This is a genomic window from Methylobacterium platani (assembly GCF_001653715.1).
GTDB classification, from domain to species: domain Bacteria; phylum Pseudomonadota; class Alphaproteobacteria; order Rhizobiales; family Beijerinckiaceae; genus Methylobacterium; species Methylobacterium platani.
On the sequence record NZ_LWHQ01000026.1, the window covers coordinates 34,983 to 60,460 of the forward strand.

Here is a 25,478-nt window from a genome sequence, read left to right on the forward strand (position 1 = left end):
CCGTCGCGACGAGCGCCGGCCGGGCGCGGGGCCGCGGACGGACGCCGCCCGCCGGCCGCCTGGTCATGAATCTGTTATCTCAGCGCTTCTCCGCAGTTGCGCGCCCCGGGGGCAACCCGTTAATTGGCCTTAACCTTCGGTGAGGCACCCCGTGAACTTCCCCCCGACCGCGATTTCGTCCGGCCGCGCCCGGACGCGCGCCCTCGTCCGCACGCTGGCGCTCGGCGTGCTGCTCGGCCTCGGGGGTGTCGGCGCCGGCACCACGCTGGTGCAGGCCGCGGACGATGCCGGGGTGCTCGACTTCCTGCTCGGCGACGTGCCGCGCAGCCTCGGCCTGCCGGCGCGGGCGCCGCGGCCGGAGGCGGCCCTGCTGCGTGAGCGCCGGGTGCGCTGGACGGGCCGGCCGGCCCGTGCCGAGGCCGAGCGGCCGCGCTGGCGCGATCCGGCCCCGCATCCGCGGGCGGCCGCGGCGAGGCCCGCGTTCCACCGCCCGGCCCGGGAGGCGGCCCGGGAGCCCGCCGCCGTCGCCGGCAGCCAAGACCGCCTCGCCGGCAGCCACGACCGGACGGTCTGCGTGCGGACCTGCGACGGCTACATGTTCCCCCTGGCGAATCTCGAGGGGCGGAGCGTCCCGCGCTCGCACGGGCAGGCCTGCGCGGCGGCCTGCCCGGGCGCCGAGACCGCCCTCTACACCGTGCGGGCGGGTCAGGAGCTCGACCAGGCGATCAGCCCGGAGGGCCGGCCCTACCGCAGCCTCGCGGCCGCCTTCTCCTACCGGACGAAGGCCGCGGCGGGCTGCTCGTGCGACCCGGGCAAGGGGGGCTACGCCGCGCTCCTGCGGACCGACGCGACGCTGCAGCCCGGCGACGCGGTGGCGGACGGGACCGGCGGACGGGTCTTCGCCGGCCGCGACCGGGCCGGGGAGGCCCGCTACGTCGAGGTCCGCCGCGCCGCGATGCTGTCCTCGGGCGCCCGGCGCGATCTCGACCGCACCCTCGACCTGACCCGCCTGGAGCGCGCCCGGGCCGAGTTCCGCCGCGCGCTCGTCGCCCAGAGCCGCGAGGCTGGCCGCCTGCGCTACGCCTCGCGGGCCGGGGGCTTCGCCGAGGTCGTCAGCGATGCCGGCTTCCTGCCGGTCCGGGTCGTGGCGCCCTCCCCGTTCCGCTGATCCGCCCGCCTCGGACGGGCCTGTTGCGGGCCGGAGACAGGGGCGGTGTTCCACGGCCCTGCGCGCTCGCGGCGCTTGCGATTCACAGGCCGGCGTGACGAAACTGAGCATGTTCCCGGCCCCCGCCCGGCTCCCCCTCACATGCTGTCGCCCGCCATGTCGCCCGCGCTCGAGAATCGTCTGCTGCCCTACCGCGAGGTCGTCGCGGTCTTCGTGAGTTCCGGCCTGTTCTTCGCAGGCCTGCTGGCATGGGCCTGGATGGCGAGCTGAAGCCGGGCCCTCGACAGGGCGCAGGCCGGCCGCTAACCCGGAGGGATCCCGCAAAGCCCGTCCGGAGGCCTGTCCGTTGAGCGAACCTGAGGCGGCGCCCGTCTTCCTGCGCGAGGCCCCGGCGAGCGGCCGGATCGAGGCGGTGTCGCCGCTGGTCCGGCGGCTGGTCTGCCCGAATGGCGGGCCCTTCACCCAGAGCGGCACCTGCACCTACCTGGTCGGGCGCGGCCGCGTCGCGGTGATCGATCCGGGGCCCGACCATCCGGAGCACCGCGCGGCGCTCCTCGCCGCCCTCGACGGCGAGAGCGTCGAGGCGATCCTCGTCACCCACACCCATCGCGACCACTCGCCGGGCGCCCGGCCGCTCGCCGCCGCCACGGGAGCGCCGATCGTCGGCTGCGGCCCGCACCGGCCGGCCCGCGCCCTGCGCGGGGCCGAGCAGAACCGGCTCGACGTGGCGGGCGACGCCGAGCACCGGCCGGACCGGGAGCTGAGCGAGGGCGAGGGCGTGACGGGGCCGGGCTGGACCCTGACCGCGCTCGCCACCCCGGGCCACACCATGAACCACCTCGCCTTCGCGTGTCCGGAGGAGAACGCCCTGTTCTCGGGCGACCACGTCATGGCCTGGTCGACCAGCATCGTGGCGCCGCCGGACGGCGCGATGGGGGCCTACATGGCCTCCCTCGACAAGCTGCGCGGCCGGACCGAGGCCGTGTACTGGCCCGGCCATGGCGGCCCGGTGCGCGATCCCCAACGCTTCGTGCGCGGGCTGCTCAGCCACCGCCGCGCCCGCGAGACCGGCATCCTGGAGCGGCTGGCCGGGGGCGAGCGCACGATCCCGGGCCTCGTCGCGGCGCTCTATTCCGGCCTCGACCCGATGCTGCGCCCGGCCGCGGCGCTCTCGGTCTTCGCCCACCTGGAGGACCTCGTCGAGCGCGGGCGGGTCGTCGCGGACGGTGCGCCGGCGCTCGATTCCGAGTACCGGGCGGCCTGACCGCTACTTCACCGCCAGGGCCAGGTTGCCGATCTCGTCGAGATAGGCCCGGATGTGGTCGGCATTCTGGCCGAAGTCGCGGTCGCCGAAGCGGGTGGCGGAGCGCACGTCGATGCGGGTGCCGTCGGCCCGCGGGTGCAGCCGCACCGTGACGTCGTAGGGCAGGCCGAGCAGGCGCGAGCGGACCACCGCCTCGATGCGGCCGTTGCCGACCCGGCCGCCGGGCTTGTAGGATTCCACCACCTGCCACTTGCGGTTCTGCGCCGCCTTCATGGCGAGCGCGAAGGCCTCGTCGGGGCCGAGATCGAGGGTGAGCGGCGCGATCTGCGGGTAGGCCTCGCGCTGCAGCGCCCGGGCGGCCGGGCCCGAATCGCGCGGCATCCGCCACCCCCGGGCCTCCCAGGCGGCGCGGGAGCGCGAGAAGGCCGGCGGGTTCTCGATGTCGGTCGCGACGTCGGTGAGCGGCGGCAGCATCACGCCGCGCACGGCCATGTACGCCGGGTAGGCCAGGACCAGGGCGGCGAGGACGAGGCCGCCGACCGCGACGCCGAGGCCGCGCGCGCCCTCGCGCCAGATCCGCACGAAGGCCGCCAGGGCGAGCAGCACCGCGAGCGCCGCGAGCCCGACCCCGGAGCCGAGGACAGCGAGCGCCGCATCGGTCTCGGCCCGCGGGTCGCGCACGAGCAGCAGCGCGAGCGCGACCACCGCGAGGGAGAACCAGGCGAGGCGCAGGGCCCAGGGCGCGGCCCGGGTGACGGGCTCCTCGACGATCAGGCGGCGCATGGGACGGCGCGGGAGGCGGAGATCCGGGGCTGGCGGCGCATGAATCCGTCGGGTCGCGGCCGCGCCGGAACGGGCGGCCTCAGGTCCCCCGATGTATCGCCCCGCGCCCGCCGGCGCTACCGGGCGCCCGCCACGGTGAACCGGCGAATCTCGGGGTCGCGGAATGCAGGGCTCCCGCGCGATCGACGCCGTTTCCCAAAGCTCGCGACTTGCTCTAGACGGCGTGACGTTGTCTCCGCCGCCGACCTCAAGGTTCGCCCATGTCCGCCGCTGCCGCCCTCCGCCCCGTCCCGCGTCCCGGTGTCCTCGCGATCGAGGCCTATGTCCCGGGCAAGAGCGCGGCGCCGGCCGGCGTGAAGCTGCACAAGCTCTCCTCCAACGAGACGCCGCTCGGCCCGAGCCCCGCGGCGATCGCGGCGATGCAGGAGACGGCGGGGCATCTCGAGCTCTACCCGGACGGCAGCGCCACCCGGCTGCGCCAGGCGATCGCGCAGAAATACGGTCTCGACCCGGAGCGCATCGTCTGCGGCGCCGGCTCGGACGAGCTGCTGTCGCTCCTGACCTACGCCTATATGGGCCCGGGCGACGAGGGCCTGTACTCGCAGTACGGCTTCCTGGTCTACCGCATCGCCATCCTGGCGGCGAGCGGCACGCCCGTGGTGGCGCCGGAGCGCGACTGCACCACCGACGTCGACGCCCTGCTGGCGGCGGTGACGGACAGGACCCGCATCGTCTACCTCGCCAACCCCAACAACCCGACCGGCACCTACCTGCCCTTCGACGAGGTGCGCCGCCTCCATGCCGGCCTGCCGAAGACCACGCTGCTGGTGCTCGATGCGGCCTATGCCGAGTACGTCCGGCGCAACGACTACGCCGCCGGCCTCGAGCTGGTGGCCGAGTCCGAGAACGTCGTGATGACCCGCACCTTCTCGAAGGTGTACGGGCTCGCCGCGCTCCGCATCGGCTGGATGGTGGCGCCGGCCGCGATCGCGGATGCCGTCAACCGCATCCGCGGCCCGTTCAACCTGGGCGCCGCGGCGATCACCGCCGGCGCCGCCGCGATGGCGGACGACGCCCACATCGCCAAGGCGGTGGCCCACAACGACGCATGGCTGCCGAAGGTGACGAAGGCCCTCGAGGGCCTCGGCCTCGCCGTGACGCCGAGCGTCGGCAACTTCGTGCTGATCCACTTCCCCGACGAGGCCGGCCGCACCGCCGCCGACGCGGACGCCTACCTCACCGCCCGCGGGATGATCCTGCGCCGGGTCGGCGCCTACGGCCTGCCGAACGCGCTGCGCATGACCATCGGCACCGCGGAGGCCAACGAGGCGGTGGTGGCGGCGCTGACCGATTTCATGAAGGGCGGCCTGCGTGGCTGAGCCGTTCCGGCGCCTGGCGCTCGTCGGCCTCGGGCTGATCGGCTCCTCCCTCGCCCGGGGTGCCCGGGCGGGCGGGCTCGCGCGCGAGATCGTCGCGATCGACCGCGACGAGGGCGTGATCGGGCGGGTGCGGGCGCTCGGCCTCGCCGACGAGGCGACGACCGATCTCGCGGCCGGCGTGACGGGCGCCGACCTCGTGATCCTGTGCGTGCCGGTCGGCGCCATCGGGGCGGTGGCGGCCGAGATGGCGGGGGCGCTCGCGCCCGGCGCGATCCTGTCCGATGTCGGCTCGGTCAAGGCCGCGGTGGTGGCGGCCGCCGCCCCCCACCTGCCTCCGGGCGTGAGCTTCGTGCCCGCCCACCCCGTCGCCGGCACCGAGCATTCGGGGCCGGATGCGGGATTCGCCAGCCTGTTCCACGGCCGCTGGTGCATCCTGACCCCGCCCGAGGGCACCGACCCCGCCGCGGTGGCGCGGGTGCGGGGCTTCTGGGAGGGCCTCGGCTCGGTCGTCGAGACGATGACGCCGGCCCACCACGACCTCGTGCTGGCGATCACCAGCCACGTGCCGCACCTCATCGCCTACAACATCGTCGGCACCGCGGCCGACCTCGAGACCGTGACCCAGTCCGAGGTGATCAAGTTCTCGGCCGGCGGCTTTCGCGACTTCACCCGCATCGCCGCCTCCGACCCGACGATGTGGCGCGACATCTTCCTCACCAACAAGGAGGCGGTGCTGGAGATGCTCGGCCGCTTCAACGAGGACCTGGCGGCGCTCGCCCGCGCCATCCGCTGGGACGACGGCGAGGCCCTGCACGCCCTGTTCACCCGCACCCGGGCGATCCGCCGCGGCATCGTCGCCATGGGGCAGGAGACCGCCGAGCCGGATTTCGGCCGCCGCGGCGGCGGACCGAAGGCGGCGGAGTGAGCCGCGCGCGGAACCGTTCCACGCTTCGAGCTTTGCCATAAGCGTTGCCGTTTCGCCGTCTTCGTCGGATACTCCCGGCGAGGCGGCGTGGCGAGATTCGTGGTGTGGTGACCGTGTCCCTTCGATCGAACTGGATCCGCGGTAAATGGGCTCGGGGGCTGGCGGTCGCCCTCATCGGGGCGCAGGCCGCGGCCTGCGCGTCGCTGCCGCGCACGCCCTACACGGCGGCGGAAGCCGCCGCCGCCACCGTGCCGGGCCAGGAGCCCGACGTGCGGTTCTGGGCCGACGGCTCGGCCCGCAGCTTCGCGGCGGTCGCCGACCAGGTGAAGGGCTCGCGCGAGCCCTTCAGCTACCTCGCCCTCTCGGGCGGCGGCGGCGACGGGGCCTACGGCGCCGGCGTGCTCAACGGCTGGAGCCAGACCGGGCGGCGCCCGACCTTCACCATGGTCTCGGGCGTCTCGACGGGCGCGCTGATCGCGCCCTTCGCCTTCCTGGGCCCCGCCTATGACGGCTACCTGCGCGAGATCTACACCAGCGGCGAGGCCGCGACCCTGGTGCGCTCGCCCAACCCCCTCAACGTGCTGACCGGCGACGGCCTGTTCGGCGACGCGCGCCTGCGCGACCTCGTCGGGCGCTACGTCACGCCGGACCTGCTGGCGGCGGTGGCCGAGGAGCACCGCAAGGGGCGCCGCCTCCTCGTCGTCACCACCAACCTCGATTCGCAGCGCGCCGTGATCTGGGACATGGGCGCCATCGCGGCGAGCGGCCAGCCCAACGCCCGCGACCTGTTCCGCGACGTGCTGACCGCCTCGGCGAGCGTGCCGGCGGTCTTCCCGCCGATGCTGATCGACGCCCAGGCCGGCAACCACGCCTTCCAGGAGATGCACGTCGACGGCTCGGTGGTGACCCCGGTCTTCACCCTGCCCGAGGCGTTCCTGACCCAGGACGGGCGCATCGCCGCGAGCCGCGGCAAGCCCAACATCTACGTCATCATCAACGGCCGGATCGAGCCGAGCTTCGACCTCGTTCCGAACGGCACCCTGCCGATCGCGGTGCGCTCGCTCTCGACCGTCGGGCGCTCCCGCGCCCGCGCGACGCTCGCCAGCACCTACGCCTTCGCCCGCCGCAACGGCATGGGCTTCAACCTGACCTATATCGACCGGCGCATCCCCGAGGTCCCGGCCTCGCAGGGCTTCGACACCGCCTACATGCGCAAGCTCTACGACGACGGCTTCGAGAAGGGCAGCAGCGGAGCCGTGTGGCAGACCGGCCTGCCGCGCGACGGCGAGCCGGCGGTGCCGGCGCTGGCCCTGCGCTGACGAGGACGAGGGGAACACCGTGGCAGGGGAACTGGACGGCAAGGTCGCGGCGGTCACCGGCGCGGCCTCGGGGATCGGGCTCGCCAGCGCCGAGGCGATGCTGGCGGCGGGCGCGCGGGTCGTGCTGGTCGACCGGGACGAGGCGGCGCTCGCCGCCCTGTGCGGGAAGCACGGCGCGGCGGCGATCCCGCTTGCCCTCGATCTCCTCGATCCGGCCGCCTGCGCCGGCCTCGCGCCGCGGATCCTCGAGGCGGCGGGCCGGCTCGACATCCTGCACGCCAATGCCGGGACTTACGTCGGCGGCGACCTCGTCGATGCGGACAGCACCGCGATCGACCGGATGCTGAACCTCAACGTCAACGTCGTGATGAAGAACGTGCACGACGTGCTGCCGCACATGATCGCGCAGGGCTCCGGCGACATTATCGTGACGAGCTCGCTCGCCGCGCATTACCCGACGCCGTGGGAGCCGGTCTACGCCTCGTCGAAATGGGCGATCAACTGCTTCGTCCAGACGGTGCGGCGGCAGGTGTTCAAGCACGGCATCCGGGTCGGGGCGATCTCGCCCGGCCCGGTCGTCACCGCGCTGCTGGCCGACTGGCCGGCCGACAAGCTGGCGGACGCCCGCGCCTCCGGCAGCCTGCTCGAGCCCGAGGAAGTGGCCGGCGTGGTGATGTTCATGCTGACGCGCCCGCGCGGCATGACCATCCGCGACGTGGTGATGATGCCGACGAACTTCGATCTGTAGCGCTGCCCCGGTCTCGCCCGTCATCCCGGTTCCGCGCGGCGGAACCCGGGACGGCGCCGGCAGTCGCGAGCGCCCGCCCCGACCGAACGGAGATCCGGCCTACTCCCCCGACCCGTACCAGGTGAAGTGCTTCTTGATCGGCTCGATCACGTCCCAGGTGCCGGAGAAGCCCTTCGGGGTCACGAAGGCGTCGCCGGCCCGGTAGGTCTTCGAGGCGCCCTCGGCATCGGTGACGACCACCACGCCCTCGAGGATCTGGATGAACTCGGCCCGGCCGAAATCGATGCGGAACTTGCCGATCTCGCAGGTCCAGATGCCGGCGGCGAACAGGTTGTCCGGGCTCATGTAGATGTAGGTCGCGGTCTGGACCGGGTTGCCCGAGAGGATCTGCGCCCGCGGCCAGCGATAGGGCTCGGCCGGGGGTTGCACTGCCGGGAAGTCGACGGTGCTCTCCACCGGCCCGTCGAGCAGGGGCGGCGGCGAGCGGTGCAGGAACGGCACCATGCGCAGCAGGGGCACGGCCCCCAGATAGGCCAGGATCGGCCCCGACGTGGTGATGAGCTGCTTGACGATCGCCATGACGTCCCCTTCCCGGCGGCGCTCGCATCGGCGGAGGCGGCCCGTTCGCTGTGGGGTCCATACAGGCCCGCACGACGTTAACGGCGGCCTGAACCGTCCCGTCGAATGCGCGGCATCGCGGCGGCGGCCCCCGGGACGGTTAAGGAATCCGTGCCCGGACCGCCGAGACCTCGAGACGTGGCCATGCGGTACGGGGTCGCCCGTCAAAACCCTGCGAGGAGCGGGCACGGCGCCCGCCCGCCCCTTGGCGGCCGCGGGCCGGCGGGCTTAGATCCCGCTGCGGCGTGAGGTTGAAGTCATGGGTGTTGTCTCGTCCCGGTTGCGGCGCGTCGCCCATGATCTCGTCCGCGGCCTGGTGCTGGCCGCCTGGCTGTGCGGCGCCGCCCTCGCCGGCCCCCTCGCCTGGCCCGCCGGGCACGGCCTCGTCGACCAGACCGGCGCCGCCTGGGACGAGGCGCGCTTCGCCGGCCGGCTGCGCCTCGTCTATTTCGGCTACACGCGCTGCCCGGACCTCTGCCCGACCGCGCTGATGACGATGACCCAGGCCCTCGACGAGCTGCCTCCGGACCTGCTCGCCCGGCTGGTGCCGGTGCTCGTCGCCGCCGATCCGGAGCGCGACGGTCCGGCGGTGCTCGCCCGCTACCTCGATACCTTCCACCCGGCGATCGTGGCGATGACCGGGCCGGTCGCGGTCATCGACCGTCTCGCCGCCGCCTATGCGGCCCCGATCCGGCGCCACGACGGGGTCGTCGACCACCCGGCCGACCTGTTCCTCGTCGGCCCGGCCGGGACCCTGCTCGCCCGGCTGCCGAACGCGATTCCCCCGGACGCCCTCGCGGGGATCCTGCGGGCCGCGCTCGCGCGGTAGAGGCTCGCGCGCGCCTGCCGCATCGCACAGTCGACTGCTGCATCGCACCAAGCAGAGGCCCGGTCAGGAAAGCGTGAGGCGCCGTCTCTGCTGCACGAAGCGGGTTGACGCGACCGGCGTCTCGGCTACTCATATAGAAAATCATAAGAACAAAGACCGTTTCCACCGGGAGGAACGATGGATCGCGGAGAACGGCGCGCGCGGAGGCTCGAGCATGGGCTCGACCGGCGCAGCGTGGTGATGGGGGCCGTCGCCTGTTGCGCGGCGGGGGGCGTCGCCTGGGCGGGGCCGGAGGACGCCCTGCCGCAGAAGGGCGACCGGCTGGTGCTCGGCGACGGGGCGAAGGCGGGGCAGCCCATCCTCCTCGACGACCTGCCGGTCGGCGGCGACCTCGTCGAGGCGGTGGCGGTCGATCCCCAGGGGGTCAGGCGCGAGAGCTCGCGCTTCGCCAAGATCCTCCTGGTGCGGGTCGCGCCCGATCAGGTCGCCGAGGACCAGCGCGCCCACGCGGTCGACGGCGTGGTGGCGCTCTCGGCCATCTGCACCCACCAGGGCTGCACCATCTCCGGCTGGAGCCACGACACGAAGCGCCTGAGCTGCTTCTGCCACCATTCCGAGTTCCTGCCCGCCGAGGGCGGACGGGTGGCGAAGGGGCCGGCGCGCAAGCGCCTGCCGGTGCTGCCGCTGGCCAAGGGCGAGGGCGGCGCGCTGATGGTGGCCGGCGGCTTCCTCGGGAAGCCCGGGCCGGGACCCGCCTGACGGGGCCACGCGAGACGGCGGCGCGTCCGCGCTCCGCCGTCCGGCATGACGGAAGAGCGGCGGCGCGACCGCGCCGCCTGCGATGACCGAGAGCCGCGCAGCAACGACGCGGGTCCGGACGAACGAACACCAGGGTCTGAGGAAACGTCGGGCCGGCCCGCGCCTGCCCCCGCCTGTGAGGAGAGCAGCATGTCACGTCTCGTTCGCGCCAGGGGCTGGCTCGCCGCGGTCGCGCCCTGTGCGGTGGCCCTCGCGCTCGCCGCCGCGCCGGCCCGGGCCGGTGAAGCCGGGACCAAGCAGGCCGGCAAGGTCGATTACACGCCGGTCACCGACCAGCGGCTCGCCAATCCCGAGCCGGAGAACTGGCTGCAATACCGGGGCAACTACCAGAGCTGGGGCTATTCCCCCCTCGACCAGATCACCGCGAAGAACGTCACCAAGCTCGTCCCGGCCTGGAGCCTGTCGACCGGCGTGAGCGAGGGCCACCAGGCTCCGCCGATCGTCAACAACGGCGTGATGTTCGTCACCACGCCGCAGGCCCAGGTGATGGCGATCAACGCCCGCACCGGCGAGATCCTGTGGCGCTACCAGAAGGAGCTGCCGCCGGAGCTGTCGCAGCTGCACCCGACCAACCGCGGCGTCGGCCTCTACGGCGACAGCGTCTTCATGACCACCACCGATTCCTGCGTCGTCGCGCTCGGCGCCATGACCGGCAAGGTGAAGTGGGAGAAGTGCGTCGCCCCCTGGCAGGACGGCTACTACATGACGCTCTCGCCGCTGGTGGCGAAGGGCAAGGTCGTGGTCGGCGTCTCCGGCGGCGAGTACGGCGTGCGCGGCTTCATCACCGCGCTCGATGCCGAGACCGGCAACGAGGCCTGGAAGACCTACACGGTGGCCGGCCCCGGCGACCCGGCGGCCGACACCTGGAAGGGCGACGCCTGGAAGACCGGCGGCGGCTCGGTCTGGATCCAGGGCAGCTACGACCCCTCCGCGAACCTCGCCTATTTCGGCACCGGCAACGGCGGCCCGTGGACGCCCGACGCGCGGCCGGGCGACAACCTCTACACCTCGTCGGTCGTGGCGCTCGACCTCGACAGCGGCAAGATCAAGGGCCACCACCAGTACCACTGGAACGACGCCTGGGACTGGGACGAGGTCTCGGCCCCCGTCCTCATCGACATCGAGCGCGACGGCAAGAAGATCCCGGCAGCGATCCATGCCGGCCGCAACGGCTATCTCTGGACGCTCGAGCGCAGCAAGGACGGTCCGCTCAGCTTCGTCGACGGCAAACCGTTCGTCTACCAGAACGTCTTCTCGTCACTCGACCCGAAGACCGGCCGGCCCGCTTACGACCAGTCCAAGATCCCGGGCATCAACCGGCGTGCCGCGTTCTGCCCCGGCCTGTGGGGCGGCAAGGACTGGCCGCCGGAGGCCTACAACCCGAAGACCGGGCTGTTCTACATCCCGTCGAACGACAACCTGTGCTCGGAGCTGGCCGGCGCCCAGGCCGGCACGCGCAAGCCGGGTGAACTCTATATCGGCATCCCGATCGACGAGGTGCTGAACTCGCTGCGCCTGCGCGACGGCGTCGACAAGTCGAAGCCGTTCGCCATCGGGGCGATCCAGGCCTGGGATCCGAAGACCGGCAAGAAGGCCTGGCAGCACGACTTCCAGGATTCGGCGAACTGGGGGCCGCTCTTGACCACCGGCAGCGGGCTGATCTTCGCCGGCGGCACCAGCGACCGGAAGTTCCGGGCGCTGGACGGCACCACCGGCAAGGTGCTGTGGGAGACCCGGCTCAATTCCGGCGTCACCGGCGTGCCGTCGAGCTACATGGTCGACGGGGTCCAGTACGTCGCGGTCCAGGCCGGCTGGGGCGTCGATGCCGAGCGCATGCTGACCGGCATCAACGCGCTCATCCCGGAGGAGCGCCGGGTCAGCGTCCTGCCGCAGGGCGGGGTGATCTGGGTGTTCCGGGTCATGGGCGAGGAGGCGGCGGCCCGATGAGGCCCCGCCCGACGGCCCTCGGGACGGTCCTCGGGACGGTCCTCGGGGTCGCCGCCCTCGCGGCGGCGACCCTGCCCGGACCGGCCCGCGCGCAAGCGCAGGAACAAGGTCGCGCGCAAGCGCAGGAGGGGGTGCAGCCCCCCCTCCCCGCGCAAGCCGACGCCCTCGTCGCCTACGTGACGAAGGCCATCAACGACCACGACATCGCCGCCTTCGAGCGGCTGGTGAACTGGTCCGGCACCCGGGCGCAGCGGAAGCGCCTGACCCTCTACCAGATCCGCTCCGGCTTCGGCCGGCCGATCCGGCAGGCGAGCCTGGAGCCGATGCCGGAGGACGGCTTGGCGGATGCCACGTCCCGCGGCACCCTGAAGGCCAACATGCCGGTGACGGAGCGCCTGCGGGTAGTGTTCGACGAGCCGCCGGTGGAGGGCGACGCTCCCCCCACCAGCGTGTTCCTGGTCGGCCGCGAGGCCGGCGCCTACCGGATCGCCCTCCTGGTTCCGACCGGGCCGCCGCGCGGCAAATGATCCGGGAAGGACCGATCGAGCGCGAGAGAGCGCGCGCACACGCTTGACCGCGGACCTCCGGGCGGCGCAAGCGTACGGAAATATAGTTCCACACCGGAGGACTCACCGATGGACTTCACGCTCTCCCCCCGCATCGAGGAGTACCGCGCCCGCATCGCGGCCTTCGTCGAGAGCGAGATCCTGCCCGTCGAGGCCGACCGCGGCACCTGGGACGAGCACGAGAATATCGGCCCCGCGGCGCTCGCGGCTCTGCGCGCCAAGGCCAAGGCCGCCGGCCTTTGGTGCCTGCAGCTCAAGCCCGAGACCGGCGGCCAGGGCCTCGACAAGGTCGGCATGGCGGCCTGCTACACCGAGATGAACCGCTCGATCTTCGGGCCGGTGGTGTTCAACTCCGCCGCCCCCGACGACGGCAACATGATGGTGCTGGAAGCGCTCGGCACGCCCGAGCAGAAGGCGCGCTGGCTGGAGCCCATCGTCTCGGGCGCCGTGCGCTCGGCCTTCGCGATGACCGAGCCGCATCCCGGCGGCGGCTCCGACCCGTCGATGATCCGCACCCGCGCCGAGCGCCAGCCGGACGGCTCGTGGCGGATCACCGGGCGCAAGTGGTACATCACCGGCGCCGAGGACGCGGCCCATTTCATCCTGATCGCCCGCACCTCGGACGATCCGCGCCACGGCCTCACCGCCTTCCTGTTCCACCGCGACCAGCCGGGCTGGGAGATCGTCCGCCGCATCCCGATCATGGGGCCGGAGGAGCATGGCGGCCATTGCGAGCTCGCCTTCGACGGGCTCATCGTCAAGCCCGAGGACGTGCTCGGCGGCGAGGGCAAGGGTCTGAAGGTGACGCAGGTCCGCCTCGGCCCCGCCCGCCTGACCCACTGCATGCGCTGGCTCGGCCTCGCCGGCCGCTGCGTCGAGATCGCCCAGGAGTACGCGGCGGTCCGCGAGGGCTTCGGCATCCGCCTCGCCGACCGCGAGAGCGTGCAGCTGATGCTCGGCGGGCTCGCCATGGACATCGAGATCGGCCGGCTCCTGGTGATGCGCGCCGCCTGGGAGCTCGACCAGGGCCGGTTCGCCCGGAAGGAGGTGTCGATGGCCAAGGTCCACGTCGCCAACACCCTGCACCGGGCGGCCGATATCGGCATCCAGATCAACGGCGCCCGCGGCTATTCCAAGGACACGGTGCTGGAGTGGATCTACCGCTACGCCCGCCAGGCGCGGCTCGTCGACGGCGCCGACGAGGTCCACCGCATGGTGCTGAACCGCCACCTCGAATCGGAGGGGCGCGGCTTCTTCGCCTGGCCGGTCGCCTGAGGCGCGCAGTCCGAGACCCGTTTCGGCGGGGAGCCGTCGAGGCTCCCCGCCTCGAATCCCCTTGCCCGCGCCCCCTTGCCCGAGCCCGCCATGCCCGCCCTCCATCCCGACGTCCAGGCCCTGCTGGCGATGCTGCGCGCCGCCGACGCGCAGCCCCTCGAGACGCTGCCGCCCGAGGCGGCGCGGCGCAGCTACCTCGCCGGGCGCCGGGCGCTGCAGCCGCCGCCGGACGAGGTGGCGCAGATCCGCGACCTCGCGGCGCCCTCCCCCGCCGGGCCGGTGCCGCTCAGGCTCTATCGCGGCGAGGGCACGGCGCCGGAGGCGGCCCTGCCCTGCCTCGTCTACCTGCATGGCGGCGGCTGGGTGCTCGGCAACATCGAGTCGCACGACTGGGTCTGCCGGCGGCTCGCCAACCTGACGCGGGCCTGCATCGTCTCGGTCGATTATCGGCTGGCCCCCGAGCACCCCTTCCCGGCGGCGGTGGAGGATGCGGCGGCGGCGCTCGCCTTCGTGGCCGAGCGGGCGGAGGGCCTGGGCGTCGATCCGGGCCGGCTCGCGGTCGGCGGCGACAGCGCGGGCGGCAACCTCGCGGCGGTGCTGGCCCTGATGGGCCGCGACGGCACCCTGCCGCAGACCGCCATGCAGGTGCTGCTCTATCCTTCCGTCGATCTCGGGCTGACCAGCGAGGGGTTCGAGCGCATCACCGCGGGCCAGCCGCTCACCGCCGGCACGATGCGCTACTTCGTCGACCACTACGCCCCCGAGCCGCGCGACCGGACCGACTGGCGCGCCTCGCCGGCCCGGGCGGCGAGCCTCGCCGGGACGGCGCCGGCCCTGGTGCTGACCTGCGGCCACGACCCGCTCTGCGAGGAGGCGCGTCTCTACGCCCACCGCCTCGAGCGCGAGGGCGTGCCGGTCACCGCCCTCCACCTCTCCGACCAGACCCACGGCATCCTGACCATGAGCCGCCTGGTGCGGACCTCCGCCACGGTGCTGTCCTTCGTGGCCGAGGCGCTCCTGGAGCGCTGGAGCCTCGGCGCGGAAGGCGGGCGCGGCGGGCGCTGATCGCCCTCACGCCATGAGCGCGGAGCGCCCTCACGCCATGAGCGCGGAGCGCCCGGCCGGACCGGCCTCCGCCGCCGCGGGCGCCAGCGTCCCGCGATAAGCGACGATCAGCCCGACGAGCGGCGCCCGGACCGTGATGTCGAAAGCGAAGCGCCCGTCGCGCTCCGTCTCGACGCTCTCGCCCGACGGCAGGAGGAACCGCGGCATCGGCACCCCGAGGAGCGACCATCGCCGGGGCACGAAGAGCAGGCGGTCCCCGTCATGCACGAGGGCGAGCGCGAAGGCGGCGATGCCGAACCGCTCGATCAGCAGGTAGCGGTCCCGGCCGGTCCCGGCCTCCTGGACCGACGCGAAGGTCTTGTTGCCGATCGTCCGGGTCCACCGCTCGCCCCCCGCCTCGGGAGCGAAGACGACCTCGACGGGAACGTCCCGGCCCGGTTCCGGGAACCCGACCAGCCCGCAGACGAGGCGGGCGACGGGCCCGCTTCCCCGCCGCACGCGCGCCGAGCCGGTCCAGCGGCGCGATCCCGCCCCGTCGTGCAGGGCGCGGACCGGCGCGGGCAGCGCATCGAAGGCCGGGCCGAGCACGTCGCGGTAGAGCGTGCCGCCGCCGGTATCGTCCCGGAACCCGACGGTGATCGCGCGGCGCGCGAACACCGCCTCGTAATCGGCCAGTTCGAGGGCCCGGACCGCCGAGCGGGCACCGGCCGCCGGCCGCTCGCCGCGCACGCGCTTCCGGATCAGCGCCTCGATCGCCATCGAGGGGATCAGCGGGCCGTCGTCGCCCTCGGCGAGCAGGTGCCAGCTGCGGACGACGTCGCGCCCCTCGGCGCGCCCGCGCACCGAGACGATCATGCCGCCGCGATGCTCGCCGAACCGCAGCCGGTTCAGCACCCCGTGGAAAAGCCTCGAGAACGGCGTGAGCGCCGGCAGGCCGAACCGCGCCCGCGCCCTGGCGAGGAGGTTGAGCACCCGGTGCAGGGCCTCGGGCAGAGGCCCGGCCCCCATCCAGATGTCGGTCATCGCCGGATGCTCGGGCGGCAGCACCTGCAGGTCCGGCACGTCGACGAGCGAGAAACGCAGGCTGTGGAGCGGCAGGCGGCCCGGCACCGCGACGGTGAAGCGGCGGCTCTCGGTCAGGCCCCGGGCCTCGACCGGCCGGCCGCCGCGCCGCAGCCGCACCGGGCCGCCGGCATAGCCCAAAACCGCCCGCATCACGTTGAGGCCGATCCCCGCATAGGGCGAGGGCGCGATGCCGCCCTCGACGGCCCGGATCTCCAGGGTCGAGGCCATCGCGCGCAGGACGGCGGCGGTCAGAACGGGAAAGGAGCTGACGCCCGACAGCACCGCGACGCCCGCCGCCTTCGCCGCCGCGTCGAACCGCGCGACGCCGAACACGAAATCCGCTCCGTCGGCGAAGTCGAGATAGTCGACGCGCGCCGCGATGCAGGCTTCGATCACGCGGTAGGGCTGGGGCCCGTAATCCTGGAATGGTCCCGAGGCATCGACCACCAGGTCCGGCCGGTGGGCGGCGAGCGCTGCGGCGATGTCGGCCCGGTCGAGGGCGAGGGGCTCGACCCGCGCCGCCCCGCGATGCGCGGCGCAGAAGGCCTGCGCCCGCGCCAGCGAGCGACCGGCGACGATGAGGTCGAGGCCGTCGACGTCCTGGAGCAGCCGGACCAGCCTGCCGCCGAAGACCCCGTAGCCGCCCAGGATCAGGACTCGCATCGACGGGTATCCCGGACGGAAGAGGGATTTTTCGGGGAATCGCCCGCTACAGGATGCGGTCGCGGTAGCGCTCGGGCGCGACCCAGCAGGTCTCGCGCCGGCCGAACAGCCGGTAGCGGTTCCGCGCGACGAACCGGTAGACGGGATCGCGCAGGATCGCCGGCACGATCCGCAGCAGCCGGGTGAGGCTCCAGGGAACCCCGAGCATCTCGTAGATGTGGAGGACCGCATCGCTGTCCCGGCGCATCCGGTCGCCCTCGACGACGAGCAGGCTCGCCGGATCGTCCGGGTCCAGGCCGTGGCGACGGAAGAGGGAGCGGCCGACCTCGCCCTGCATCGCGGCGAGGCGGAACCGCGCCGCGCGATCCCGTTCCAGCACGAACCGGGCATTGGCCGAGCACAGCACGCATTCGGCATCGAACAGGATGATGGGACCGGCGGACGCGGTCGCCGGGCGGGTCGTCGTCATGCGCGGGATCGTAGCCGGGCCGCCCTGCGCGAGGGAAGCCCGTGCGACGATCCGGGGTTCATTCCACCTTGGGGCGAGCGCGCTTCGCCGACGACTTGGCTGCGGGCTTGGCTGCGGGGTCGGCCGCGGGCTTGGCCTCGGACTTGCGGCGAGGCTTTGCCGCCGGCTCGGCCGCCGCCTCGGGCTCGGAGGCCGGGACTGGGACCGGGTCGGGTGCCTTCGCTTCGCGGGTGATCATCTCCACCATGCTCTGCGGCAGGCGGACGAAGTGGCCGGTGCCGTGGCCGGACCGGTCGAGGATCTCGGCGAAGACGGGCTTGTGCGGCTCGTGCCCGGCCTCGCCCAGCGCGCAGGGGCGGCGCGGCAGGGCGCTCAGCTTCGCGGCGAGTTCCTTCGGCACCAGTGCGTTCACGCAACACCCTCCCGTCTGCCGGACAGAGCGGAGATGTAGGGCCCTCACGGTTAACGATCGGCTGCCGCGACGGCCTTCGCGCCCGTGACGGCCTCGGCGCCCGTGAAGGCCGCGTAGGAGCGGCGCAGCAGGGCGCCGTCGAGGTCGTGGCCGATCAGCACCAGGCGGGTGCGGGCCTCTCCCTCGGGCCAGGCGGGCAGGTGCCGGGGCGGGTGGACGAGGTGCTGCACGCCCTGGATCACCACCGGCGTCGCGGCGCCCGCGATCGCCACCAGACCCTTGAGGCGCAGGATCCGCGCGCCGTGCCGGTGGAGCAGCATGCCGAGCCAGAGTCCGAACCGGGTCCAGTCCACCGGCCCGCTCTCGATCAGCACCGCCCCGGCCGGGCCGTGCGGCACCGCCGGGACCTCGGCGCAGAGCCAGCGCCGGGCGCTCGCGGGCCCCGTCGGGTCGTCGGTGAGGAGGGCGGCCTCCGGCGCGTCGTCGAGGGTGAGGTCGGCGATCGGCGCCAGCGGGTTGAGCGCCGCGAGACGCCCGCGCAGGGACGCCGCGACGCCGGGCTCCGCGAGGTCGGTCTTCGACAGGACCAGCCGGTCGGCGCAGGCCGCCTGCCGCACCGCCTCCGGGTGGGCGTCGAGGGTGCGGGCGCCGTTCACCGCATCGACCACCGTGACGATGGCGGCGGTCGCGAAGGCGTGGCGCAGCACCGGGTCGGCCACCAGTGTGGCGACGGCCGGCCCCGGATCGGCGAGGCCGGTGGTCTCGATCACCACCCGGCGGAAATCCGGCACCAGGCCGCGGCGGCGGCGGTCGTGCAGGTCGATCAGGGCCGCCTTGAGGTCGCCGCGGATGCTGCAGCAGACGCAGCCGCCGCGCAGGAGCGCCACCTCGCCCTCGAGCGGCTCGACCAGCAGGTGGTCGAGGCCGACCTCGCCGAACTCGTTGATCAGCACCGCGGTGTCGCGCAGGTCCGGCCGGCGCAGCAGGCGGGCGAGCAACGCGGTCTTGCCGGCGCCGAGGAAGCCGGTGAGCAGGGTGACGGGGGTGGCCGCACCACGAGGCACCCCGCCGGGTGTCACCGCGCCTCCAGGGCGGCGAGGATCGCGGGGTCGAGGGGATCGCACGACCGGCCGGAGAGCCGCTCCGCCGCCGGCCACAGGGTGCCGAGGTGGTCGACCACCGCGCTGCGCCCGGTGCGGCCCGACAGGGTGTAGCGGTCGGCCCAGGCCGCGAGGCGCAGGCCGTAGAGCCCGAGCACCCGGTTGGCAGCCTCCGCCCGGGCCCGCCGCTCCGCCTGCGGCGGGCGGGTGCCGGCGACCCCGTCGCTCCAGTGGTCGGGCGCCCCGAAGGCGCCGCACAGCCCGCACATCGGCGCGCTCAGGATTGCGGCCGCGCCGTGCCCTCGAACGGGAAGCGCTTCGAAAAATCCTCGGCGATCGTCTCCATCGTCACGAAGCGCACGCCGTCATGGGCCTTGAAGTGCTGGAACAGGCGCTCGTGCATCTGCAGCACGTGCGGCTTGCCCGAGACGTCGGGGTGGATGGTGATCGGGAAGACGGCGTAGTCGTAATTGGCGTAGACCCAGTCGAACTGGTCGCGCCACATCTCCTCGATGTCGCGCGGGTTGACGAAGCCGTGGCTGTTGGGCGCCGCCTTGACGAACATCATCGGCGGCAGGTCGTCGAGGGTCCAGGAGGCCGGGATCTCGATCAGCCGGGTCTCGGTGCCGTGCTCGAACGGCCGCATCCAGGTCGAGGGGGCTTGAGAATAGTCGATCTTGGTCCAGCTCTCGCCCACCCGCACGTAGTAGGGGTGGTGGTCGTTGTGCATCAGCGAGTGGTCGTAGCGGATGCCCTTCTTCTGCAGGAGCTCGTTGGTCTTCGGCCCGAACTCCCACCAGGGCGCGACGTAGCCCCGGGGCGGTTGGCCGGCGAGGTCGGCGATGAGCCCGACGCACTTGTCGAAGATCGCCTCCTCCTGCTCGGGCGTCATCGCGATCGGGTTCTCGTGGCTGTAGCCGTGCATCCCGATCTCGTGGCCGGCCGCCGCCACGGCCTTCATCTCCTCGGGGAAGGTCTCGATCGAGTGGCCGGGGATGAACCAGGTCGTCTGGATGCCCCAGCGGGCGAACATCCGCAGGAGCCGCGGCGCGCCGACCTTGCCGGCGAACACGCCGCGGGAGATGTCGCAGGGACTGTCCTCGCCGCCGTAGGAGCCGAGCCAGCCCGCCACGGCGTCGACGTCGACGCCGTAGGACACGAAGATCTCTTTCGCCACGCCGGCCTCCCCGTCTGCCCGGCCATCTGACAACCGGCGGCGCTCCCGGGTCAAGCGTCGCCTGAGGCCCGGACGGCAACGAAACCGGTTGACCGCGCGGCGCCGATTCCCTAGAGCGTTGGCCCACCGGAGACGTGGCCGAGCGGCTGAAGGCACTCGTTTGCTAAATGAGCAAGCCCCGAAAGGGGCTTCGAGGGTTCGAATCCCTCCGTCTCCGCCATTCTAAGTCATTGAAAGAATTGAGCTTTCTGCCAGGCGGCTGACCCCCGACGTCACAGTGCCCCGTCACAGCCCGGACCGCGGTCCAGGCTCCGGTTCGGGGTGCCCATGTACGTCGTCGGGCGCGGCGACCGTTGGTGGTTTCGTCAGGCCATTCCCGTAGACCTCGTGGACGTGCTCGGCATCGCCGAGGTCCGCGGGTCGTTGCGCACCCGCAGCGTCCGCGAGGCGCGACGGAGGGCGCTTGAGGTGCTGGTCAGGGTCGAGGAGGTCTACGCCGTCCTGCGGTCCGAGCGCCCGATGCGGCCGGCGCGCGACGTCGCCCTGGCGTTGCTGGACGAGGCTCTTCGGTCCGATTCAGGCACCGCCGCGACGTTCGAGAGGAGCGAGCAGCTTCTCCATGAAGCGGCCGGCGTCCTGCGCAGGACGGGCGACGGCGACCGCGCTGTGGGTCGAAGGACCGACGCCGCCGACTTGACCGGGAACCCGGAGGCCGAACCCATTCCGCAGCTCAGGGCATGGTCCTGCTCTGCCATCTTCCCGGCCGCCGCCTGCCAGAGAGCAAGGGCGATCCATTCGTTCGTGGAGCGTTTGCGAGGCACTGCACCGACCCTCCTTCAGGGTTCGGAATGCCTGGAAACCTGCGCTCGGCGTGGATGGGTTTGGTGGATCAGGGTCGAACCTTCACGCGCCGCACGTCGGCCCCCAGCAGAACCGTGTATTCCTCGTGCAACTCACCGACGGGTCCAGGGTCCCCCCTGGCGCGCGAGCGCAGCACGGTCCGGGCGATCACCGCGAGCAGATCCTCGAACCCGTCCGCCCCCAATCGAAGCATTCCGCCTTAGCCCATCACGGTACCCTGCTCGTCGGGTCGAAGACGGACTGGTCGGCATCGCGCTCCGCCGGGAGCTGGCGCAGCCAGGCATTCCAGCCGAGGGAGGGCGGCCGGGCGCCGAGCTGTGCCTCCGGCACATCTTCCTTGCGCAGGATCACCTGCACGTCGAAATCGAGACCGGGATCCATGTAGAGCCGCACCAGCTCGACGAGTTCGGCCATGCGGGCACCGCCTGGGGCGAGGCCCGCGAAATCGGTGGCGCCGACCGGGCCGACCACGACCCGGAAGGTGCTCGTCGCGTCGAGCACGCCCGCGCCCGCCACGGCGTCGACCCCGAGACGGCCGTAGGCCGGGCGGGGGCCCGACAGCCGGGTCTGCTCCTCCGGGACGATCGGCAGGCGCCTGACCTGAAACGGTGCAATCCGCACCGGCAGGCCGAGCCGGTCGGCCAGCAGCACCTCAAGCCCCGCTCCCGAGCGCACCGAGCGCCCGAGCAGCCCGGCATAAGGCAGGAGCTCCGCGTCGGGCGTGGCGAGGCGGCCGCGATGGGCCGGCAGCATCAGGCCGGCGAGCGCCCGCAGGGCCTCGGTGATCCGGTCGCCGCCATCGATCCCCCGGCGGGCGATTCGCGACGACAGCCGGTACTTCTCGTCGGCGTCGAGGAAGGCCGCCGTCGCGCGGGCGAGGAACAGGTCGAGGAAGGCGGCGAGGCCCGGGCTGCGCGCCCGGCGCTCGCGCAGGGCCACCTCGGTGTAGACCGGCGGCAGCGGTCCGAGCGGCCCGGCGAGGCCGACGAAGGCGACCTCCGGCAGGCCGCGCCGGCCGAGGCCGAAGGTGCCGGGCGCGGCGAACGGCGTGGCGACGTGGCGGCTCGTTACCGCGCCGACCGCGAGGGGCGGCTCCGGTACGTCCTCACCGTCGGCCGTCCCCTCGCCGCGACCGTCCCCCTGCGCCGGCAGCCCGAACGCCTCGATGAGGCGCAGGGCCTCGAACGGGTCGAACCGGTCGATCTCGGCGGCCAGGCGGTCGCCGAGGTCCGGAGCGTCGCCGGCGGCGCTCACGCCAGCGGCCTCGCGCCGGAGCGGGGCGCCCAGGTCTTGAGCGGCTGCGCCGCACCGCGCTCGCGCAGGGTGAGCCGGGTGAAGCTGTTGAGGTTGACGTAGAGGCCGAAGAACCGGTCGAGCACCTGGCCGAGCAGGAAGGCGGCGCCGGGCTCGGCGAAGCGGCGGTCGACCTCGACCTCGATGTCGAGCCCGCGGGCGAGGCCTCCCTCCGCCACCCGGGCGGTGGAGCGCCGGTGCGAGACCGAGACGATCGCGTCGATCAGGCTGCGGGTCTCGGGCGCGTCGCGGTAGTCGTAGAGCCGCAGGATCTCGCGCAGGGCCTCCGGCCCGCCCTCGCCGTTCGAGAGCGAGAGGTGGTTGAGGGTGAGGTGAGCGAGGAGCCGCCAGAGCAGGCCGTCGCCGGGCTCGAGCCGCAGCGTCGGGGTGAAGGGCATCAGCGCCCGCAGCCGGCCGACCTCGCCGGGGCCGCGCAGCACCTTCAGGGCCGGCTGGTCGCCGCCATAGGGCAGGCGGGCCGGCAGGTCGCGGTTGAGGCAGGTGATGTCGATCGACAGCACCGCGTCGGTCGGCGAGGCGGGCGAGGCCTCGGCGTCGATGAGGGCGAGGCGCGCATCGGTGCCCTCGCCGCTCTCGGGCAGGTGGCGGCGGCGCAGCTGCCAGAACAGCGCGCCCGCCTCCTCCGCCCCAGTCAAGGTGCGGCCGAAGAGCGGTACGGCATCCTGGCTCTGCCCGGCCCGGTCGGTCAGGGTGACGCGCTCGACCGCGTAGACCTCGCGCGTGGCGTGGCGACGCGAGTCCGGTACGATCGGACATTCCCGTGCCGCCCGGGTCAGGGTGATCGGCTCGGCCCGCTGCTCGAACAGGTTGACCACCGGCGTGCAGGCGAGCGCGAAGGTGCCGGGTGCGCAGGCCCGCTCCAGGTCGGCGGCGTGGCGCGCGAAATAGAAGAAGATCTCGAGCCGGTTGCCGGCCTGCCGCAGCGTGCGGGCGGAGATGCGCGACAGGTCGAGGAACAGGAATTTCTGCGGATAGGCGAAGAACTCGGTGAGGAGCCGGTAGGCCGGGTGCGCGCGCGGCGCGGGCGGCAGCACCGCCTCGTCGGGGAAGAAGCCCGCCGCCTGGATCGCGTCGCGGCCGAGGAAGGTGGCGGAGCGGTCCTCCGGATGGTCGGCGATTCCGACCTCCAGGCACTCGTTGAGCAGGAGCTGGTAGAGCGCCACCGCCTGGCGCCACGGCGCGCGCAGGTAGAAGCGCAGGGAATCGAAGCCGAGATCGGTGAAGGTCACGCCCGGGTCGAGCGTTTCGAGGACGAGGCGCAGGCTCGCCGGGGCCTCGACATGCGGGCAGGGCGGCGCCACCAACGGCCGCCCCGTGAGGGAGGCGGCCGAGACCCGGATCGGCCACAGCGACACCTCCTGGGTGGTGCGGAAGCGGCAGATGTCGCCCTCGACCGGGTCGGTCTCGACGTTGGTGCCCCGCGGCAGGACGATCGCCTGCTTGAGGTCGGGCGGGAAGTCGACCTGCGTGACGGCGAGCGCGGGGATCGGCGCGAGATAGTGCGGATAGAGGAATTCGAGCAGCGACTCGGCGATCTCGGGAAAGTCGTCGTCGAGCTTGAGCCGCAATCGCGCGGCGATGAAGGCGAAGCTCTCGATCAGCCGCGCGACGTGCGGATCGTCGACAGCGTCCGGGGACAGCCGCAGCCGCCCGGCGATCTTCGGATGCGCCCGCGCGAATTGCCCGCCGAGCCCGCGCAGGGCTTCGAGCTCGGAATTGTAGAAACCGTAGAGGCGGTCGTTCACGAGGGCGGGCTCCGGGTCCGGGCGGGCCCTCGCTTCGCGGGCCCGTGCAACCTCACCTTGGGGAAAGGATAGGGCGGCGGCTTCGTGCCGGCCATGGGGCGGCGCGGCGAAATCGTGGGCCGGAGAGTCGTCTCTCCGCGTCAGGTCCCGCTCACCGCGGCACCGGCGTGACGGAGAAACGGCACGCGGCGATTCTGTCGGGCCAGCGCGCATCACCGAACGTGTACCCTTCGATCCACGCCACAAATCCGGATTCCGGCTTCAGACGAAAGCCCACCTCGGTCCCGCCGTCGAGATAGGCCGCGACCTCGCCGATGTCGCGCGTGTCGCCGTGGTGCGAGACGCGCAACCTCCCGTCTGGGTTGAAAGCCCTCAAGAGCCCGGCGCTGGTCAGCGTGCGGTCGACGACGAGGCTCGCGACGATCCGCCGATCGAGGCCGAATGGCAGGCCTCCGCTGCGGAGGATCATAGATGCCGCGTGGTACTCGATCCGTGTGAGATCGATCATCCATCACTCTGGAGATCGTCCCGGACGGGTGTGCGACGCGCACCCACCGCCGCTGCGCGGCCCGGCAGTGACCTGATGCGTCACGGGCGTCGTTTCCGTGGGGGCTGCCAGCCAGGCGCCGGTTGCAAACAGGCTCCATGTGCGAAGGAACCGCACGCCTGTCTACGGCAGATGCGTCGCATCGAAACCCTCGGTCCAGTGATCCTCGTTTATCCTGTAGCGGGTGATGACGAAGCCGACCGGACGATCGCGAAATCCTTTCAGCTTGCCGGCTCGCTGGATGGGACGCTCAGCATTATCAGATAATAGTACAAATCATGATTTTTATCATTTTATTTAATATACTGTTTTAGGGTAGCTCAGCATCTCGACGAACATCATTATGATTTTCGCGGAATTTTTGCTTTTCCGTCTTGTATTGCTGTCAGTAACAATAGTTAATTAACTGATTCGCATATTTTTAGATATTTCTGCAGCATTTTTCCCGTTTTATAATCAGAATCGGCGCTATCTCGCAGCAATGGGGCGACATTTTCCCGCATTCTCAGAAGTGATTTTTCAAGGTCAACATTAAATATATTAGCAATATTATCTCTTCGAGATGCCAGCGCCCAGTAATAATCACTATCTGAGACAATGCAAAATTCATTAAATTTATCTGTTATAAAATAAGACGGTTCGAAATATTTATTCCTAACATCTTTGAGGTCACCGTCTTCTGGATTAATTTGATACCAGTCGGTCATGTAATCGGCAAGGCCGCCACAAAAAATCCTCGAAATACCCTTCTTTGCGAGACCTTGGGCGATGCTATCGTCCTTATCGCGAAAATCGCCTTCAAAAAGTGCAACGGACCATCGTTTGTGGACAAGAAAATCTCGTTTGTAGAATGCGCCAAGCCCGTCCTCGATTTCAAGAACTTTCTTTACCATAATTTCTATTTCGTGCTTCGCTTTGCGATCCAATTGTGAAAATGACATTTTAGATTTCCTATTTGTATCTGATTATGACGGGTGTGCCGCTTTTCGGATTGATCTCTAGGCTAGGCTTGCTCAATGGCCTCACTACCAATTGAGTTCCATCCCCGAGTTCGCCAATTCGGACCTTTTCCGACACTGATCGTACGTTACGTGGGTTCATGGCGTCGAAATCCGCGTCAGCTTCAGGCATGCCGCCCGGTTTGACGTATTGTTCCGAACCATCATCAAGCGTTGGTCGTTTTGGGTCTCGTTTTGCATCTTTTAGTACGTCCTCCCGGGTTTTTGCCTTTTCCGCCTCCTCGCACTTCCCCGTACACTCCTCCGGCTTTGCCTCGTTGAGCACGGCATTGCCATCATGCGTCATCTCCTGGAGGCGCTTCGCCCCTTCGATCGCGCGATACCCGCGATAGGCCCGATAGGCCCATCCTGCCGCGGTACCGAGGCCCTCAATGGCAGGAACGAGCAATCCGCCAGCCATC

Annotated in this window: 26 protein-coding genes, 1 tRNA gene and 1 pseudogene; 15 read left to right on the forward strand and 13 right to left on the reverse strand. The window is 71.8% G+C overall.

Going from position 1 to position 25,478, the window contains the following annotated elements:
• The first annotated feature begins 151 nt into the window (after positions 1–151).
• The 3 genes from A5481_RS14525 to A5481_RS14530 all read left to right on the forward strand — a co-directional run bounded on the left by A5481_RS14525 (position 152) and on the right by A5481_RS14530 (position 2,432).
• Positions 152–1,168: a DUF2865 domain-containing protein gene (locus A5481_RS14525; protein WP_048432215.1), complete on the forward strand. Its 1,017-nt coding sequence runs from the start codon at positions 152–154 to the stop codon at positions 1,166–1,168.
• 141 nt (positions 1,169–1,309) lie between these two features.
• Positions 1,310–1,438, forward strand: coding sequence for a hypothetical protein (locus tag A5481_RS35720; protein WP_280818773.1), 129 nt, complete (start codon positions 1,310–1,312; stop codon positions 1,436–1,438).
• Positions 1,439–1,514: 76 nt separating this feature from the next.
• Positions 1,515–2,432 (forward strand): MBL fold metallo-hydrolase, encoded by a 918-nt coding sequence (locus tag A5481_RS14530; RefSeq protein ID WP_048432214.1) that lies wholly within the window; start codon positions 1,515–1,517, stop codon positions 2,430–2,432.
• 3 nt (positions 2,433–2,435) lie between these two features.
• Here A5481_RS14530 and A5481_RS14535 read toward each other — a convergent pair whose 3' ends face one another.
• Positions 2,436–3,215: a DUF1499 domain-containing protein gene (locus A5481_RS14535; protein ID WP_048432213.1), complete on the reverse strand. Its 780-nt coding sequence runs from the start codon at positions 3,213–3,215 to the stop codon at positions 2,436–2,438.
• Positions 3,216–3,475: 260 nt separating this feature from the next.
• Here A5481_RS14535 and hisC point away from each other — a divergent pair, with 260 nt between their 5' ends.
• The 4 genes from hisC (at position 3,476) to A5481_RS14555 (ending at position 7,586) form a co-directional block, all read left to right on the forward strand.
• A complete protein-coding gene (gene hisC, locus A5481_RS14540; protein ID WP_048432212.1) occupies positions 3,476–4,594 on the forward strand; it encodes a histidinol-phosphate transaminase in 1,119 nt (372 codons plus the stop codon).
• Positions 4,587–5,519, forward strand: coding sequence for a prephenate/arogenate dehydrogenase family protein (locus A5481_RS14545; RefSeq protein ID WP_048432211.1), 933 nt, complete (start codon positions 4,587–4,589; stop codon positions 5,517–5,519). The genes hisC and A5481_RS14545 overlap by 8 nt, the downstream gene beginning before the upstream one ends.
• Positions 5,520–5,626: 107 nt before the next feature.
• Positions 5,627–6,838 (forward strand): patatin-like phospholipase family protein, encoded by a 1,212-nt coding sequence (locus tag A5481_RS14550; protein ID WP_245238623.1) that lies wholly within the window; start codon positions 5,627–5,629, stop codon positions 6,836–6,838.
• A 19-nt stretch (positions 6,839–6,857) separates the two neighbouring features.
• Positions 6,858–7,586 carry an SDR family oxidoreductase gene (locus A5481_RS14555; RefSeq protein WP_048432210.1) on the forward strand — a complete coding sequence of 243 codons (729 nt, stop codon included), beginning with the start codon at positions 6,858–6,860 and terminating at the stop codon, positions 7,584–7,586.
• Positions 7,587–7,685: 99 nt separating this feature from the next.
• On the opposite strand, the gene A5481_RS14560 is transcribed toward A5481_RS14555, so the two are convergent.
• Entirely contained in the window at positions 7,686–8,165 is a 480-nt protein-coding gene (locus A5481_RS14560; RefSeq protein ID WP_053082229.1) for a cupin domain-containing protein, read from the reverse strand.
• Between the two features lie 298 nt (positions 8,166–8,463).
• Between A5481_RS14560 and A5481_RS14565 the strand changes: the two genes are divergently transcribed.
• The 6 genes from A5481_RS14565 (at position 8,464) to A5481_RS14590 (ending at position 14,705) form a co-directional block, all read left to right on the forward strand.
• Positions 8,464–9,033, forward strand: a complete 570-nt coding sequence (locus tag A5481_RS14565) for an SCO family protein (RefSeq protein ID WP_082172942.1) — start codon at positions 8,464–8,466, stop codon at positions 9,031–9,033.
• 177 nt (positions 9,034–9,210) lie between these two features.
• On the forward strand, positions 9,211–9,792 hold the full coding sequence (locus A5481_RS14570; protein WP_048432209.1) for a QcrA and Rieske domain-containing protein: 582 nt from the start codon (positions 9,211–9,213) through the stop codon (positions 9,790–9,792).
• Positions 9,793–9,981: 189 nt separating this feature from the next.
• On the forward strand, positions 9,982–11,799 hold the full coding sequence (locus A5481_RS14575; RefSeq protein WP_048432208.1) for a PQQ-dependent dehydrogenase, methanol/ethanol family: 1,818 nt from the start codon (positions 9,982–9,984) through the stop codon (positions 11,797–11,799).
• Positions 11,796–12,326: a hypothetical protein gene (locus A5481_RS14580; RefSeq protein WP_048432207.1), complete on the forward strand. Its 531-nt coding sequence runs from the start codon at positions 11,796–11,798 to the stop codon at positions 12,324–12,326. Before A5481_RS14575 ends, A5481_RS14580 begins: the two co-directional genes overlap by 4 nt.
• 108 nt (positions 12,327–12,434) lie before the next feature.
• Positions 12,435–13,640 (forward strand): acyl-CoA dehydrogenase family protein, encoded by a 1,206-nt coding sequence (locus A5481_RS14585; RefSeq protein WP_048432206.1) that lies wholly within the window; start codon positions 12,435–12,437, stop codon positions 13,638–13,640.
• Positions 13,641–13,730: 90 nt separating this feature from the next.
• Complete coding sequence (locus A5481_RS14590) at positions 13,731–14,705, forward strand: alpha/beta hydrolase (RefSeq protein WP_064504007.1); 975 nt, start codon at positions 13,731–13,733, stop codon at positions 14,703–14,705.
• Between the two features lie 30 nt (positions 14,706–14,735).
• On the opposite strand, the gene A5481_RS14595 is transcribed toward A5481_RS14590, so the two are convergent.
• The 6 genes from A5481_RS14595 to A5481_RS14620 are packed head-to-tail and all read right to left on the reverse strand — an operon-like array spanning position 14,736 to position 19,591.
• On the reverse strand, positions 14,736–16,433 hold the full coding sequence (locus A5481_RS14595; RefSeq protein ID WP_048437329.1) for a saccharopine dehydrogenase family protein: 1,698 nt from the start codon (positions 16,431–16,433) through the stop codon (positions 14,736–14,738).
• A gap of 46 nt (positions 16,434–16,479) precedes the next feature.
• Complete coding sequence (locus tag A5481_RS14600) at positions 16,480–16,902, reverse strand: thiol-disulfide oxidoreductase DCC family protein (RefSeq protein ID WP_048437330.1); 423 nt, start codon at positions 16,900–16,902, stop codon at positions 16,480–16,482.
• 58 nt (positions 16,903–16,960) lie between these two features.
• The gene (locus A5481_RS35235; protein ID WP_048437331.1) at positions 16,961–17,314 is read right to left on the reverse strand and encodes a hypothetical protein; all 354 of its coding nucleotides are present in this window, start codon (positions 17,312–17,314) and stop codon (positions 16,961–16,963) included.
• 50 nt (positions 17,315–17,364) lie between these two features.
• Positions 17,365–18,378 carry a CobW family GTP-binding protein gene (locus A5481_RS14610; RefSeq protein ID WP_156312165.1) on the reverse strand — a complete coding sequence of 338 codons (1,014 nt, stop codon included), beginning with the start codon at positions 18,376–18,378 and terminating at the stop codon, positions 17,365–17,367.
• Positions 18,379–18,389: 11 nt separating this feature from the next.
• Positions 18,390–18,683: a hypothetical protein gene (locus A5481_RS14615; RefSeq protein WP_048437333.1), complete on the reverse strand. Its 294-nt coding sequence runs from the start codon at positions 18,681–18,683 to the stop codon at positions 18,390–18,392.
• An 8-nt stretch (positions 18,684–18,691) separates the two neighbouring features.
• Positions 18,692–19,591 (reverse strand): polysaccharide deacetylase family protein, encoded by a 900-nt coding sequence (locus A5481_RS14620; protein ID WP_048437334.1) that lies wholly within the window; start codon positions 19,589–19,591, stop codon positions 18,692–18,694.
• Between the two features lie 128 nt (positions 19,592–19,719).
• Here A5481_RS14620 and A5481_RS14625 point away from each other — a divergent pair.
• Both A5481_RS14625 and A5481_RS35920 read left to right on the forward strand, forming a co-directional pair.
• Positions 19,720–19,811 (forward strand) — tRNA-Ser (locus A5481_RS14625).
• A 107-nt stretch (positions 19,812–19,918) separates the two neighbouring features.
• A pseudogene (locus tag A5481_RS35920) lies at positions 19,919–20,086 on the forward strand (DUF6538 domain-containing protein); the annotation flags it as partial.
• A gap of 573 nt (positions 20,087–20,659) precedes the next feature.
• Here A5481_RS35920 and tssG read toward each other — a convergent pair.
• From tssG to A5481_RS33525, 5 genes are all read right to left on the reverse strand, one after another.
• Complete coding sequence (gene tssG, locus A5481_RS14630; RefSeq protein WP_053082604.1) at positions 20,660–21,706, reverse strand: type VI secretion system baseplate subunit TssG; 1,047 nt, start codon at positions 21,704–21,706, stop codon at positions 20,660–20,662.
• Positions 21,703–23,511: a type VI secretion system baseplate subunit TssF gene (gene tssF, locus A5481_RS14635; RefSeq protein WP_048437335.1), complete on the reverse strand. Its 1,809-nt coding sequence runs from the start codon at positions 23,509–23,511 to the stop codon at positions 21,703–21,705. Before tssF ends, tssG begins: the two co-directional genes overlap by 4 nt.
• Before the next feature lie 151 nt (positions 23,512–23,662).
• Complete coding sequence (locus tag A5481_RS14640) at positions 23,663–24,019, reverse strand: hypothetical protein (protein ID WP_048437336.1); 357 nt, start codon at positions 24,017–24,019, stop codon at positions 23,663–23,665.
• Positions 24,020–24,456: 437 nt separating this feature from the next.
• Positions 24,457–24,999 (reverse strand): hypothetical protein, encoded by a 543-nt coding sequence (locus A5481_RS33520; RefSeq protein WP_156312169.1) that lies wholly within the window; start codon positions 24,997–24,999, stop codon positions 24,457–24,459.
• Positions 25,000–25,009: 10 nt separating this feature from the next.
• Entirely contained in the window at positions 25,010–25,477 is a 468-nt protein-coding gene (locus A5481_RS33525) for a hypothetical protein (RefSeq protein WP_156312171.1), read from the reverse strand.
• Position 25,478: the final 1 nt, after the last annotated feature.

Bases quoted from the DNA above. Each gene is read 5' to 3' on its own strand.
- A5481_RS35720 (WP_280818773.1), top strand. From the start codon at position 1,310: ATGCTGTCGCCCGCCATGTCGCCCGCGCTCGAGAATCGTCTGCTGCCC.
- A5481_RS14535 (WP_048432213.1), bottom strand. From the start codon at position 3,215: ATGCGCCGCCTGATCGTCGAGGAGCCCGTCACCCGGGCCGCGCCCTGG.
- hisC (WP_048432212.1), top strand. From the start codon at position 3,476: ATGTCCGCCGCTGCCGCCCTCCGCCCCGTCCCGCGTCCCGGTGTCCTC.
- A5481_RS14560 (WP_053082229.1), bottom strand. From the start codon at position 8,165: ATGGCGATCGTCAAGCAGCTCATCACCACGTCGGGGCCGATCCTGGCC.
- A5481_RS14565 (WP_082172942.1), top strand. From the start codon at position 8,464: ATGGGTGTTGTCTCGTCCCGGTTGCGGCGCGTCGCCCATGATCTCGTC.
- A5481_RS14570 (WP_048432209.1), top strand. From the start codon at position 9,211: ATGGATCGCGGAGAACGGCGCGCGCGGAGGCTCGAGCATGGGCTCGAC.
- A5481_RS14575 (WP_048432208.1), top strand. From the start codon at position 9,982: ATGTCACGTCTCGTTCGCGCCAGGGGCTGGCTCGCCGCGGTCGCGCCC.
- A5481_RS14580 (WP_048432207.1), top strand. From the start codon at position 11,796: ATGAGGCCCCGCCCGACGGCCCTCGGGACGGTCCTCGGGACGGTCCTC.
- A5481_RS14585 (WP_048432206.1), top strand. From the start codon at position 12,435: ATGGACTTCACGCTCTCCCCCCGCATCGAGGAGTACCGCGCCCGCATC.
- A5481_RS14590 (WP_064504007.1), top strand. From the start codon at position 13,731: ATGCCCGCCCTCCATCCCGACGTCCAGGCCCTGCTGGCGATGCTGCGC.
- A5481_RS14595 (WP_048437329.1), bottom strand. From the start codon at position 16,433: ATGCGAGTCCTGATCCTGGGCGGCTACGGGGTCTTCGGCGGCAGGCTG.
- A5481_RS14600 (WP_048437330.1), bottom strand. From the start codon at position 16,902: ATGACGACGACCCGCCCGGCGACCGCGTCCGCCGGTCCCATCATCCTG.
- A5481_RS14615 (WP_048437333.1), bottom strand. From the start codon at position 18,683: ATGTGCGGGCTGTGCGGCGCCTTCGGGGCGCCCGACCACTGGAGCGAC.
- A5481_RS14640 (WP_048437336.1), bottom strand. From the start codon at position 24,019: ATGATCGATCTCACACGGATCGAGTACCACGCGGCATCTATGATCCTC.
- A5481_RS33520 (WP_156312169.1), bottom strand. From the start codon at position 24,999: ATGTCATTTTCACAATTGGATCGCAAAGCGAAGCACGAAATAGAAATT.
- A5481_RS33525 (WP_156312171.1), bottom strand. From the start codon at position 25,477: ATGGCTGGCGGATTGCTCGTTCCTGCCATTGAGGGCCTCGGTACCGCG.